The following is a 13,026-nucleotide window of genomic DNA, read 5'->3' on the forward strand; positions in this document are numbered from 1 at the left end:
CACGAGATAGTCGAAACAACGAGAGAGAAAAATCCTGAAATTCAGGGTTGACTCTGAAAGAGGAAAGCGTAATATACGCCACCTCGTGACAGCGCTCCAGAGCGCGTCACAACTGCTCTTTAACAATTTATCAGACAATCTGTGTGGGCACTCAAAGTGACATGGATTCTTGACGTCCACGGACGCTAAATGAATACCAAGTCTCACGAGTGAACACGTAATTCATTACGAAGTTTAATTCGATGAGCATCAAACTTTTAAATTGAAGAGTTTGATCATGGCTCAGATTGAACGCTGGCGGCAGGCCTAACACATGCAAGTCGAACGGTAGCACAGAGAGCTTGCTCTCGGGTGACGAGTGGCGGACGGGTGAGTAATGTCTGGGAAACTGCCTGATGGAGGGGGATAACTACTGGAAACGGTAGCTAATACCGCATAACGTCGCAAGACCAAAGAGGGGGACCTTCGGGCCTCTTGCCATCAGATGTGCCCAGATGGGATTAGCTAGTAGGTGGGGTAACGGCTCACCTAGGCGACGATCCCTAGCTGGTCTGAGAGGATGACCAGCCACACTGGAACTGAGACACGGTCCAGACTCCTACGGGAGGCAGCAGTGGGGAATATTGCACAATGGGCGCAAGCCTGATGCAGCCATGCCGCGTGTATGAAGAAGGCCTTCGGGTTGTAAAGTACTTTCAGCGGGGAGGAAGGTGTTGTGGTTAATAACCGCAGCAATTGACGTTACCCGCAGAAGAAGCACCGGCTAACTCCGTGCCAGCAGCCGCGGTAATACGGAGGGTGCAAGCGTTAATCGGAATTACTGGGCGTAAAGCGCACGCAGGCGGTCTGTCAAGTCGGATGTGAAATCCCCGGGCTCAACCTGGGAACTGCATTCGAAACTGGCAGGCTGGAGTCTCGTAGAGGGAGGTAGAATTCCAGGTGTAGCGGTGAAATGCGTAGAGATCTGGAGGAATACCGGTGGCGAAGGCGGCCTCCTGGACGAAGACTGACGCTCAGGTGCGAAAGCGTGGGGAGCAAACAGGATTAGATACCCTGGTAGTCCACGCTGTAAACGATGTCGATTTGGAGGTTGTGCCCTTGAGGCGTGGCTTCCGGAGCTAACGCGTTAAATCGACCGCCTGGGGAGTACGGCCGCAAGGTTAAAACTCAAATGAATTGACGGGGGCCCGCACAAGCGGTGGAGCATGTGGTTTAATTCGATGCAACGCGAAGAACCTTACCTGGTCTTGACATCCACAGAACTTGGCAGAGATGCCTTGGTGCCTTCGGGAACTGTGAGACAGGTGCTGCATGGCTGTCGTCAGCTCGTGTTGTGAAATGTTGGGTTAAGTCCCGCAACGAGCGCAACCCTTATCCTTTGTTGCCAGCGGTCCGGCCGGGAACTCAAAGGAGACTGCCAGTGATAAACTGGAGGAAGGTGGGGATGACGTCAAGTCATCATGGCCCTTACGACCAGGGCTACACACGTGCTACAATGGCGCATACAAAGAGAAGCGACCTCGCGAGAGCAAGCGGACCTCATAAAGTGCGTCGTAGTCCGGATTGGAGTCTGCAACTCGACTCCATGAAGTCGGAATCGCTAGTAATCGTGGATCAGAATGCCACGGTGAATACGTTCCCGGGCCTTGTACACACCGCCCGTCACACCATGGGAGTGGGTTGCAAAAGAAGTAGGTAGCTTAACCTTCGGGAGGGCGCTTACCACTTTGTGATTCATGACTGGGGTGAAGTCGTAACAAGGTAACCGTAGGGGAACCTGCGGTTGGATCACCTCCTTACCTTAAAGAACCTGCCTTTGCAGTGCTCACACAGATTGTCTGATGAAAAGAAAGAAGCAAGGCGTCTTGCGATTGAGACTTCAGTGTCCCCTTCGTCTAGAGGCCCAGGACACCGCCCTTTCACGGCGGTAACAGGGGTTCGAATCCCCTAGGGGACGCCACTTGCTGGTTTGTGAGTGAAAGTCACCGGCCACCGTATCTCAAAACTGACTCACGAGTCATGTTTGAGATATTTGCTCTTTAAAAATCTGGATCAAGCTGAAAATTGAAACACAGAACAGTGTGAACTGTTCTGCGAGTCTCTCAAATTTTCGCAACTGAGGATGTTTCACGAAACATCTTCGGGTTGTGAGGTTAAGCGACCAAGCGTACACGGTGGATGCCCTGGCAGTCAGAGGCGATGAAGGACGTGCTAATCTGCGAAAAGCGCCGGTAAGGTGATATGAACCGTTATAACCGGCGATGTCCGAATGGGGAAACCCAGTGTGACTCGTCACACTATCATTAACTGAATCCATAGGTTAATGAGGCGAACCGGGGGAACTGAAACATCTAAGTACCCCGAGGAAAAGAAATCAACCGAGATTCCCCCAGTAGCGGCGAGCGAACGGGGAGGAGCCCAGAGCCAGAATCAGCTTGTGTGTTAGTGGAAGCGTCTGGAAAGTCGCGCGATACAGGGTGACAGCCCCGTACACAAAAACGCACAGGTTGTGAGCTCGATGAGTAGGGCGGGACACGTGGTATCCTGTCTGAATATGGGGGGACCATCCTCCAAGGCTAAATACTCCTGACTGACCGATAGTGAACCAGTACCGTGAGGGAAAGGCGAAAAGAACCCCGGCGAGGGGAGTGAAAAAGAACCTGAAACCGTGTACGTACAAGCAGTGGGAGCACCCTCTGGGGTGTGACTGCGTACCTTTTGTATAATGGGTCAGCGACTTATATTCTGTAGCAAGGTTAACCGAATAGGGGAGCCGAAGGGAAACCGAGTCTTAACTGGGCGTTAAGTTGCAGGGTATAGACCCGAAACCCGGTGATCTAGCCATGGGCAGGTTGAAGGTTGGGTAACACTAACTGGAGGACCGAACCGACTAATGTTGAAAAATTAGCGGATGACTTGTGGCTGGGGGTGAAAGGCCAATCAAACCGGGAGATAGCTGGTTCTCCCCGAAAGCTATTTAGGTAGCGCCTCGTGAATTCATCTCCGGGGGTAGAGCACTGTTTCGGCTAGGGGGCCATCCCGGCTTACCAACCCGATGCAAACTGCGAATACCGGAGAATGTTATCACGGGAGACACACGGCGGGTGCTAACGTCCGTCGTGAAGAGGGAAACAACCCAGACCGCCAGCTAAGGTCCCAAAGTCATGGTTAAGTGGGAAACGATGTGGGAAGGCCCAGACAGCCAGGATGTTGGCTTAGAAGCAGCCATCATTTAAAGAAAGCGTAATAGCTCACTGGTCGAGTCGGCCTGCGCGGAAGATGTAACGGGGCTAAACCATGCACCGAAGCTGCGGCAGCGACACGAATGTGTTGTTGGGTAGGGGAGCGTTCTGTAAGCCTGCGAAGGTGTGCTGTGAGGCATGCTGGAGGTATCAGAAGTGCGAATGCTGACATAAGTAACGATAAAGCGGGTGAAAAGCCCGCTCGCCGGAAGACCAAGGGTTCCTGTCCAACGTTAATCGGGGCAGGGTGAGTCGACCCCTAAGGCGAGGCCGAAAGGCGTAGTCGATGGGAAACAGGTTAATATTCCTGTACTTGGTGTTACTGCGAAGGGGGGACGGAGAAGGCTATGTCATCCGGGCGACGGTTGTCCCGGTTTAAGCGTGCAGGTGTGTGTTCCAGGTAAATCCGGTTCACTTTAACACTGAGGCGTGATGACGAGGCACTACGGTGCTGAAGTGACAAATGCCCTGCTTCCAGGAAAAGCCTCTAAGCATCAGGTAACACGAAATCGTACCCCAAACCGACACAGGTGGTCAGGTAGAGAATACCAAGGCGCTTGAGAGAACTCGGGTGAAGGAACTAGGCAAAATGGTGCCGTAACTTCGGGAGAAGGCACGCTGATACGTAGGTGAAGCGGTTTACCCGTGGAGCTGAAATCAGTCGAAGATACCAGCTGGCTGCAACTGTTTATTAAAAACACAGCACTGTGCAAACACGAAAGTGGACGTATACGGTGTGACGCCTGCCCGGTGCCGGAAGGTTAATTGATGGGGTTATCCGTAAGGAGAAGCTCTTGATCGAAGCCCCGGTAAACGGCGGCCGTAACTATAACGGTCCTAAGGTAGCGAAATTCCTTGTCGGGTAAGTTCCGACCTGCACGAATGGCGTAATGATGGCCAGGCTGTCTCCACCCGAGACTCAGTGAAATTGAACTCGCTGTGAAGATGCAGTGTACCCGCGGCAAGACGGAAAGACCCCGTGAACCTTTACTATAGCTTGACACTGAACATTGAGCCTTGATGTGTAGGATAGGTGGGAGGCTTTGAAGCGTGGACGCCAGTCTGCGTGGAGCCAACCTTGAAATACCACCCTTTAATGTTTGATGTTCTAACGTGGACCCGTGAACCGGGTTGCGGACAGTGTCTGGTGGGTAGTTTGACTGGGGCGGTCTCCTCCTAAAGCGTAACGGAGGAGCACGAAGGTCAGCTAATCCTGGTCGGACATCAGGAGGTTAGTGCAATGGCATAAGCTGGCTTGACTGCGAGCGTGACGGCGCGAGCAGGTGCGAAAGCAGGTCATAGTGATCCGGTGGTTCTGAATGGAAGGGCCATCGCTCAACGGATAAAAGGTACTCCGGGGATAACAGGCTGATACCGCCCAAGAGTTCATATCGACGGCGGTGTTTGGCACCTCGATGTCGGCTCATCACATCCTGGGGCTGAAGTAGGTCCCAAGGGTATGGCTGTTCGCCATTTAAAGTGGTACGCGAGCTGGGTTTAGAACGTCGTGAGACAGTTCGGTCCCTATCTGCCGTGGGCGCTGGAGAATTGAGGGGGGCTGCTCCTAGTACGAGAGGACCGGAGTGGACGCATCACTGGTGTTCGGTTGTCATGCCAATGGCACTGCCCGGTAGCTAAATGCGGAAGAGATAAGTGCTGAAAGCATCTAAGCACGAAACTTGCCCCGAGATGAGTTCTCCCTGAGACTTTGAGTCTCCTGAAGGAACGTTGAAGACGACGACGTTGATAGGCCGGGTGTGTAAGCGCAGCGATGCGTTGAGCTAACCGGTACTAATGAACCGTGAGGCTTAACCTTACAACGCCGAAGATGTTTTGGCGGAAGAGACGCAATAATCAGCCTGATACAGATTAGATTGACAGACCGGAAGGTGTGTTGATGACAGAATTTGCCTGGCGGCACTAGCGCGGTGGTCCCACCTGACCCCATGCCGAACTCAGAAGTGAAACGCCGTAGCGCCGATGGTAGTGTGGGGTCTCCCCATGCGAGAGTAGGGAACTGCCAGGCATCAAATTTAGTGTGCTGATATGGCTCAGTTGGTAGAGCGCACCCTTGGTAAGGGTGAGGTCCCCAGTTCGACTCTGGGTATCAGCACCAGTTATAACGGTTAAAGTTCGGCACTTAGAAAAGAATTTGCCTGGCGGCACTAGCGCGGTGGTCCCACCTGACCCCATGCCGAACTCAGAAGTGAAACGCCGTAGCGCCGATGGTAGTGTGGGGTCTCCCCATGCGAGAGTAGGGAACTGCCAGGCATCAATTAAAACAAAAGGCCTCGTCGAAAGACGGGGCCTTTTGTTTTGTACCGATCTCAGATCGTTGATATACAGGCAATAAAAAAGCCACCTGCACAGGTGGCTTTCACTAAAACGGTTTGACTGACTAATGGATAACCTGCGACAGGAACGCACGAGTACGTTCTGATTTCGGGTTCGCGAAGAATTCTTCTGGTGGTGCCTGCTCCACGATTTCACCGCGATCCATAAAGATCACCCGGTCAGCAACAGTACGGGCAAATCCCATTTCATGCGTTACACACAACATTGTCATGCCTGACTGAGCCAGTCCGATCATGGTATCCAGTACCTCTTTTACCATCTCCGGATCCAGTGCAGAAGTAGGTTCATCGAACAACATAATCTTCGGCTTCATGCAAAGCGAACGGGCAATAGCCACACGCTGCTGCTGCCCACCGGAAATTTGCCCCGGGAACTTATGCGCATGCTCGGCAATACGCACACGTTCCAGGTAGTGCATTGCCAGCGCTTCAGCTTCTTTCTTCGGCATCTTACGCACCCAAACAGGTGCCAGCGTACAGTTTTGCAGTACCGTAAGATGAGGGAATAAATTGAAATGCTGGAACACCATACCGACTTCCTGACGGATTTTCTCAATATTGCGGATATCTTCGTTCAGCTCGATGCCATCTACGACAATCCGTCCTTGTTGATGTTCTTCAAGATGATTAATACATCGGATGGTTGTCGATTTTCCTGAGCCGGAAGGGCCGCAAAGCACAATGCGCTCGCCCTGTTTCACATTCAGATTGATATCTCTCAGGACGTGGAATTGCCCATACCATTTGTTCACATTCTCGAGCGTAATCATCGCGTCGCCAGATTGCATAATTGTATTACTCATGGGGATCCTCAGTGCGGTGTACGCCCGGTGTTAAAGCGCTTCTCCAGATGCTGGCTATAGCGCGACATGCTAAAACAAAAAATCCAGTAAACTAACGCTGCAAAGACATAACCTTCAGTCGACATACCAAGCCATGCGGGATCCACTGTGGCCTGCTGTACGCTACTGAACAGATCAAACAGACCGATGATGATCACCAGACTGGTATCTTTGAACAGTGCAATAATGGTATTCACCAGTCCCGGGATCACCAGCTTCAAGGCCTGCGGTAAGATCACTAAGCCCTGCGTTTTCCAGTAACCCAGCGCCAGTGATTCTGCCGCTTCGTATTGCCCCTTCGGCAGTGCCTGCAAACCGCCACGGACCACTTCAGCCACGTAAGCCGACTGGAACAGGATCACCCCGACCAGCGCACGAATCAGCTTATCTATACTCGTCCCTTCAGACATAAACAGCGGCAGCATGACGGAGGACATAAACAGAACAGTGATCAGCGGAACACCGCGCCAAAACTCAATAAAGACGACAGACAGCACTCGCACAACGGGCATCTTCGAACGACGACCCAACGCCAGCAAAATGCCGAGTGGTAATGCGCCGGCAATCCCCACTGATGCAATAATCAGCGTCAGGGTTAAACCGCCCCACTGACGGGTCTCAACACGATCCAACCCAAGAAACCCGCCAAACATCAGCCACCAGACCACAATCGGATAGACGATGGCCCAACAGGCGATATAGCGGCCACGGCGCGGCAACGCTTTCCAGAACATGGGGGCAATAGAGAGCAGACCCACAAGCAACGCCAGGTTAATACGCCAGCGCTGATCGTGAGGATAAAGACCATACATAAACTGGCCAAAACGCTCATGAATAAACACCCAACAGGCTCCCGCTTTCGTGCAATCCGCACGGGTGGAACCCACCCAGTTTGCCTGAAATAGTGTCCATTCCAGCAAAGGCGGGATCAATTCCCACATCAACCACAGACAAAAAAGCGTCAGCAGAGCGTTAGACCAACTGGAAAAGAGATTTTTCCGCACCCATAACACAATACCGCTACTGCCTGCCGGTGTCGGGCGCGTAGCAGGAGACAGAATAGCTTTTGTCATCTTCGTTCCTTAGCGCTCAATCAGTGCAATGCGACGGTTATAGATGTTCATCAGCAGGGAAATCGACAGGCTGATAAGCAGGTAAACAGACATCGTGATAGCAATTGTTTCAATGGCCTGCCCCGTCTGGTTTAGTACCGTACCGGCAAACAGCGACACCATATCCGGGTAGCCGATAGCAGCGGCCAGAGAGGAGTTTTTCGCAATATTCAGGTACTGGCTGGTCAGCGGGGGAATAATCACACGCAACGCTTGCGGAATAATGACCTGGCGCAGCGTCACCGGATTCGGCAACCCCAGCGAGCGAGCCGCTTCGTGTTGCCCATGAGGGACAGACTGGATGCCAGAGCGAATAATCTCGGCGATAAACGCAGAGGTATACACCGACAGCGCAATGGTCAGTGCCGCCAGTTCCGGGATCAGCACCATACCACCGCGGAAGTTAAATCCGCGCAGCTCCGGTATTTCCCAATGCAATGCAGCACCGAACACCCAATGTGCCAGCAGCGGCAGTCCAATGATTAACCCCAGCGCAGTCGGCCATGTTCTGCGTAATTGCCCGGTTTTAATCTGGTGTGCTTTATTAAAGCGGAACAGACCGACAGCGGCGATCAACGCAATCACAATGGCGACAATAAATGGCAGTACACCCTCGCCCATCTGGGGGGAAGGAATATACAACCCACGGTTGCTCAGAAAGACGAGATCCATTGCGCTGACTGCCTGGCGGGGGCCTGGCAAATTACGCAGCACCGCAAAGTACCAAAAGAAAATCTGCAATAGCGGCGGGATGTTGCGGAAAGTTTCGATATAAATCGTCGATAACTTACGCAGTAACCAGTTTTCTGAAAGACGCGCAAGGCCCAGGAAAAAGCCAAGGAAAGACGCGAAAACAATACACAATGCGGAGACCAGCAGCGTATTAAGCAGGCCAACAAGAAACACACGGCCATAGGTATCGCCCTGCTCATAATCGATAAGATGTTGAACAATACCAAAACCGGCGGCGCGGTCGAGGAAGGCAAAGCCGGAGGTGATCCCGCGATTATTCAGGTTAGTAACAGTGTTGTGTATCAAATAGATGGCAATAGCGACCACGGCCACAATCGCAATAATTTGAAACAGCCAGGCGCGAACCGCAGGGTTTGAAAGGGAAATAGCGCCTTTCACGGTTGGGCGGCGATGGGACATAGGGAAAACCTCAGTAACCATGACTCTGGGCTGGGCGTCACGCGGGGTGACGCCCGTTACAGCACTTACAAATTAGCGTACCGGCGGAGCGTACTGGATGCCGCCGTTGTTCCAGAGATTGTTCTGGCCACGTTTGATTTTCAGCGCGCTCTCAGAACCGACGTTACGTTCGAACACTTCAGAGTAGTTACCGACTTTCTTGATGATGTTATAAGCCCATTTATTATCCAGCTTCAGGTCCTTGCCGAAGTCGCCCTCTTTGCCCAGCAGGTGCGCCATATCCGGCGTGGCCGGGTTCGCCGCTTTCTCGTCGACGTTCTTCGAGTTGATGCCCATTTCTTCGGCATTCAGCATGGCGAACAGCGTCCAGCGAACGATGGAGAACCAGTCATCATCACCGCGGCGAACAACCGGACCCAAAGGCTCTTTCGAGATCACTTCCGGCAGTACGATCCACTCGGCAGGGTTGCTCAGTTTAATACGCAATGCATACAGCTGAGACTGGTCAGACGCCAGCGTATCGCAACGACCTGATTCCAGCGCTTTTGCCGATTCGTCGGAGCGGTCAAACGTGACCGGCGTATATTTCATATTGTTGGATTTGAAATAATCCGCCACGTTCAGCTCGGTGTCGGTGCCAGCCTGAATACAAACGGTTGCGCCATCAAGCTCTTTGGCGCTTTTCAGACCCGCTTTGTTATGCGTCAGGAAGCCGATACCGTCATAATAGGTGACGCCAGTAAAGGAAAGACCCATACCGCCGTCGCGTGAGGAAGTCCAGGTGGTGTTACGTGAGAGCATATCCACTTCGCCGGACTGCAACGCCGTAAAACGCTCTTTTGCGGTCAGCGGGGTGTATTTAACTTTTGTATCGTCACCGAATACGGCGGCGGCAACGCCGCGGCAAACGTCCACGTCGATACCGGTGAATTTACCGCTCGCATCCGCGTAGGAGAAGCCAGGCAGACCGTCGCTGATACCGCATTGTACAAAGCCTTTCTTTTTCACGGCATCCAGCGTTGTGCCCGCGTGCGCCTGGTTTGCAATGGCAAACAGCACGCTGGCGGCGGCCAGGCTGGCGATCATCATCTTTTTCATAATGCATCCTGTGTGGCGAAAATTTATCGTTATATAAGGCGTCCGGGAAACGCCTGAAACCTGTCTGTGGCTATGGCCATACTCTTTAAAGCAAAGGTAGTGCCAGTTTTGCGGACAGCACATTTGAGGGTGCTGAACACGCAATATTGAGAGTGTAGACAGTAAAAAATAAAACTTTTGCCCTGTGCTGGTGCAAAACTATAACCTGCGCCACAAAATGGAGCAAAAAAGGAACATCTGTTACCTGGAATTAACAGACAAGCTTCCAGGGTGAATATAAGCAAAATATTGAATGGCATCGCTTTGTGAAATGAATCACGTCCTGGCGCAAAGGAAATAAAAAAGAGGGGATTTTACCGGCAGGATGAAAAGGACGTTTTCTTTTATTGCTTCTTTGTGAAGCCAAAAATTTACGCCTGAGGAAATCGTTGCACTGTTATAAAGCAAAAGCGCGGGGGGCGCCGCGCTTTCGTGAGATCATTTGGTTAAGGCCACTATACCCAACGTCAGGCCTGCCAGTGCGGCTGCGCCACCGGCTATTGCCCCGGCGGTTTCCCAATTGTCCTGGGTGGTCCCTTTCATACAGGTATTGGTGTGTACCAGACGGCCTTGATCGTCGTAAACCGGTACACAAGGAGAATCGTGAGCGCAGCCAGCCAGAACAGTAGACAGCAACGCAATGGAAATGAATTTTTTCATGATGTTACCTCGAAATAATCACGATTCCCGGTATCGATAATAGCGATACCCGTCCAGAACCGATGCCATTATTTTACCATTGGCATAGTGGCTTGCTGTGTAGTAATAATCTCAAAGTATGTGCAGTGTAAACATCATGGAGGTAAAACCGGATAGTAGGAACAATCGTGCAGAAAAGATGAATCGTAAATAAACGATATATCCTTTAGTGGCATTAATGACAGTCTGGTGAGACATAAATCCCTTGTTACCGCGAGAATAATAAAAAAATATCCGCCCAGGTTAAATAACAACGCCACAGGCGTTTTTATTTAACCTGTTCATTTTCCTTCGTGAATATTTTCATCGGGATGTATGTAGGCTTCTGCGGTAATGGATTCAGCGCTCACAGGCTTCCCCAGTAAATAACCTTGCAGGGTATTACAGCCGAGTTCGGTGAGGAACGCGCGCTGCTCTTCCGTTTCCACCCCTTCGGCGACCACTTTCAGATTCAGCGTTTTTGCCAGCGCCACGATGGCAGAGACTATCGTGGCGTCATCGCCTTTACGACTGAGTTCACGTACAAATGCGCGATCGATTTTTAACTCACTGGCCGGCAGGCGTTTCAGATACAGCAGGCTGGAGTAACCAGTACCGAAATCATCAATAGACGCCTTCACACCCAATTCAGTCAGTTTTGTTAGCACCCGCACGCTCTCGTCCGGGTTGTTCATCGCAGTGGTTTCCGTCACTTCAAGGATCAGCTTGTCCGCTGGCACATCATGCTTCTTGAGCGTGGCAATAATGGTCTCGACCAGTGCGGATTGCTCAAACTGAAGCGTTGAGAGATTCACTGCAATTGACCATACCAGACGGCCCTGCTTGCGCCATTCGCTAAGCTGTCGGCAGGCTTCGTCTACCACCCAGTTGCCCAAGGGGACAATGAGCCCGGTTTTTTCGGCCAAAGGGAGAAACACATCCGGCGTCAGGCGACCCCTTTGTGGATGATCCCAGCGCAGGAGCGCCTCAAAACCAATCACCGGGCCTGAAGGGGCGTTGAATTTAGGTTGATACACCAGACGAAATTCCTGATGTTCCAGCGCAGACCATAAATCATTGAGCAAGTGGAGTTGCGTTTGTGCCAGCGCATTCATTGACGGCTGGAAAAAATGATAGCCATTACGCCCCATATGCTTAGTGTGGTACATCGCTGCATCGGCGTTGAACATCATCTCACGCTCATTCTTACCGTCATGCGGATACAGCGCGATGCCCACGCTTAGCGTGACCATGACATCATAGGGATCGATGTTGAACGGTTTATCAATAACATGCACCAGGGAATTGGCAAGGGTGGCCGCTTCATCAGGCGCACTGACTTCGACCAGTAAGACGAATTCGTCGCCGCCGATTCGCGCCAGCGTATATTGTCCTTTTAGCTGTTGCGTCAGGCGGTCAGTCACTGCAATCAGAAGCTTATCGCCGACATCATGGCCCCAGGCGTCGTTAACGGTTTTAAAACCATCAAGATCCATAAACATCAGGGCAAAACAGGATCTTTCGCGGTTGGCTTTCGTAATGGCCTGCTCAAGGCGGTCTTCCAGTAATACGCGGTTAGGTAAACGGGTAAGCGTATCGTGCAGGGCCAGGCGCGCCAGTTCACGATTAGCTGCAGCCAGTGACGTCGCAAGCAACGACGTGCGGGCCTGCAGACGCGCATCGAACATCGACACCAGTAACGTAATGCCCAGCACCGAGAACGCCATCATACTGACCAGAATCGCCAGCCAGTTATTGCTAAAACCGCTATTCCCCATGATGTGCTGCTGGGGAAATTGCGCAGCTGTCATCCCGGTGTAATGCATTCCGGCAATCGCAATCCCCATCAGAATGGCGGCACCAAAGCGCATTAATGCCACTTGCGCGGCCTCATGGCGTAAACGGAAAGTGAGCCACAACGCGGCAAAAGATGCCGCCAGTGCAATCACTACCGACAAGGCGACCCAGTTCATATTCCAGACAATAGCCGGTGAGACCTGCAAGGCGGCCATCCCGGTATAATGCATCGCGACAATGCCAAGCCCCATCACAATAGAACCGGGGATCAGGCGCTGTAGATTGAGTCGTGGCGCGCTAACCAGCCAAAGCGCGAACAGTGAGGAGCCAATGGCAATGAACATGGATATAACGGTAAGCAGCGGTTCGTAGCGCATACTCATTGATATATCCATGGCCAGCATACCGATAAAATGCATCGCCCAGATGCCGATCCCCATTGCGATACCGCCGCCTGTTAACCAGATCCAGGCTGACGCACCCGTACTGGTGGAGACGCGACCGGCCATGTTCAATGCAGTATAAGAGGCCAGGATGGCGACGATAAAAGAAACAACAACCAGGATATAGTCGTATTGGCTAACCAGCATGATGTCATCAACTCATTCACTAAGGGCGTTACGCATTACTGCCGTCGTCGGGCGAAAAGGGCTGAGACATTGTCATCGTAAGGGATGGCTCAAAGCGATTTAAACCCCAGCGTTAGCCGGGG

General features: G+C 52.1%; 6 protein-coding genes, 2 tRNA genes and 4 rRNA genes. 6 read left to right on the forward strand and 6 right to left on the reverse strand.

Features of this window, described 5'->3' with window-relative positions; translation table 11 throughout:
* The first annotated feature begins 259 nt into the window (after nucleotides 1–259).
* The 6 genes from O9K67_RS02530 to rrf (O9K67_RS02555) all read left to right on the forward strand — a co-directional run bounded on the left by O9K67_RS02530 (nucleotide 260) and on the right by rrf (O9K67_RS02555) (nucleotide 5,513).
* Nucleotides 260–1,799, forward strand: a 16S ribosomal RNA gene (locus O9K67_RS02530).
* Between the two features lie 85 nt (nucleotides 1,800–1,884).
* Nucleotides 1,885–1,960, forward strand: a tRNA-Glu gene (locus O9K67_RS02535).
* A 191-nt stretch (nucleotides 1,961–2,151) separates the two neighbouring features.
* A 23S ribosomal RNA gene (locus tag O9K67_RS02540) occupies nucleotides 2,152–5,058 on the forward strand.
* Nucleotides 5,059–5,152: 94 nt separating this feature from the next.
* A 5S ribosomal RNA gene (rrf, locus tag O9K67_RS02545) occupies nucleotides 5,153–5,268 on the forward strand.
* Between the two features lie 14 nt (nucleotides 5,269–5,282).
* A tRNA-Thr gene (locus tag O9K67_RS02550) sits at nucleotides 5,283–5,358 on the forward strand.
* A 39-nt stretch (nucleotides 5,359–5,397) separates the two neighbouring features.
* Nucleotides 5,398–5,513 (forward strand): 5S ribosomal RNA (gene rrf, locus O9K67_RS02555).
* The 16S, 23S and 5S rRNA genes sit together here with 2 tRNA genes alongside, the layout of an rRNA operon.
* Nucleotides 5,514–5,640: 127 nt before the next feature.
* On the opposite strand, the gene O9K67_RS02560 is transcribed toward rrf (O9K67_RS02555), so the two are convergent.
* The 6 genes from O9K67_RS02560 to O9K67_RS02585 all read right to left on the reverse strand — a co-directional run bounded on the left by O9K67_RS02560 (nucleotide 5,641) and on the right by O9K67_RS02585 (nucleotide 12,904).
* The gene (locus tag O9K67_RS02560) at nucleotides 5,641–6,399 is read right to left on the reverse strand and encodes an amino acid ABC transporter ATP-binding protein (RefSeq protein WP_061492946.1); all 759 of its coding nucleotides are present in this window, start codon (nucleotides 6,397–6,399) and stop codon (nucleotides 5,641–5,643) included.
* A gap of 8 nt (nucleotides 6,400–6,407) precedes the next feature.
* Nucleotides 6,408–7,511: an amino acid ABC transporter permease gene (locus O9K67_RS02565; RefSeq protein ID WP_061492947.1), complete on the reverse strand. Its 1,104-nt coding sequence runs from the start codon at nucleotides 7,509–7,511 to the stop codon at nucleotides 6,408–6,410.
* A gap of 9 nt (nucleotides 7,512–7,520) precedes the next feature.
* A complete protein-coding gene (locus O9K67_RS02570) occupies nucleotides 7,521–8,702 on the reverse strand; it encodes an amino acid ABC transporter permease (RefSeq protein WP_061492948.1) in 1,182 nt (393 codons plus the stop codon).
* Nucleotides 8,703–8,774: 72 nt separating this feature from the next.
* Complete coding sequence (locus O9K67_RS02575) at nucleotides 8,775–9,800, reverse strand: amino acid ABC transporter substrate-binding protein (RefSeq protein WP_061492949.1); 1,026 nt, start codon at nucleotides 9,798–9,800, stop codon at nucleotides 8,775–8,777.
* A gap of 477 nt (nucleotides 9,801–10,277) precedes the next feature.
* Nucleotides 10,278–10,499, reverse strand: a complete 222-nt coding sequence (locus O9K67_RS02580) for a putative periplasmic lipoprotein (protein WP_061492950.1) — start codon at nucleotides 10,497–10,499, stop codon at nucleotides 10,278–10,280.
* Between the two features lie 320 nt (nucleotides 10,500–10,819).
* Nucleotides 10,820–12,904: a putative bifunctional diguanylate cyclase/phosphodiesterase gene (locus O9K67_RS02585; RefSeq protein WP_061492951.1), complete on the reverse strand. Its 2,085-nt coding sequence runs from the start codon at nucleotides 12,902–12,904 to the stop codon at nucleotides 10,820–10,822.
* Between the last annotated feature and the right edge of the window lie 122 nt (nucleotides 12,905–13,026).

Origin of the sequence: Kosakonia oryzendophytica (assembly GCF_027886705.1) — a bacterium.
GTDB classification, from domain to species: domain Bacteria; phylum Pseudomonadota; class Gammaproteobacteria; order Enterobacterales; family Enterobacteriaceae; genus Kosakonia; species Kosakonia oryzendophytica.

Excerpts from the sequence above, each read along its gene's own strand:
- O9K67_RS02560 (WP_061492946.1), bottom strand. The coding sequence starts at position 6,399 with ATGAGTAATACAATTATGCAATCTGGCGACGCGATGATTACGCTCGAG.
- O9K67_RS02565 (WP_061492947.1), bottom strand. The coding sequence starts at position 7,511 with ATGACAAAAGCTATTCTGTCTCCTGCTACGCGCCCGACACCGGCAGGC.
- O9K67_RS02570 (WP_061492948.1), bottom strand. The coding sequence starts at position 8,702 with ATGTCCCATCGCCGCCCAACCGTGAAAGGCGCTATTTCCCTTTCAAAC.
- O9K67_RS02575 (WP_061492949.1), bottom strand. The coding sequence starts at position 9,800 with ATGAAAAAGATGATGATCGCCAGCCTGGCCGCCGCCAGCGTGCTGTTT.
- O9K67_RS02580 (WP_061492950.1), bottom strand. The coding sequence starts at position 10,499 with ATGAAAAAATTCATTTCCATTGCGTTGCTGTCTACTGTTCTGGCTGGC.
- O9K67_RS02585 (WP_061492951.1), bottom strand. The coding sequence starts at position 12,904 with ATGCTGGTTAGCCAATACGACTATATCCTGGTTGTTGTTTCTTTTATC.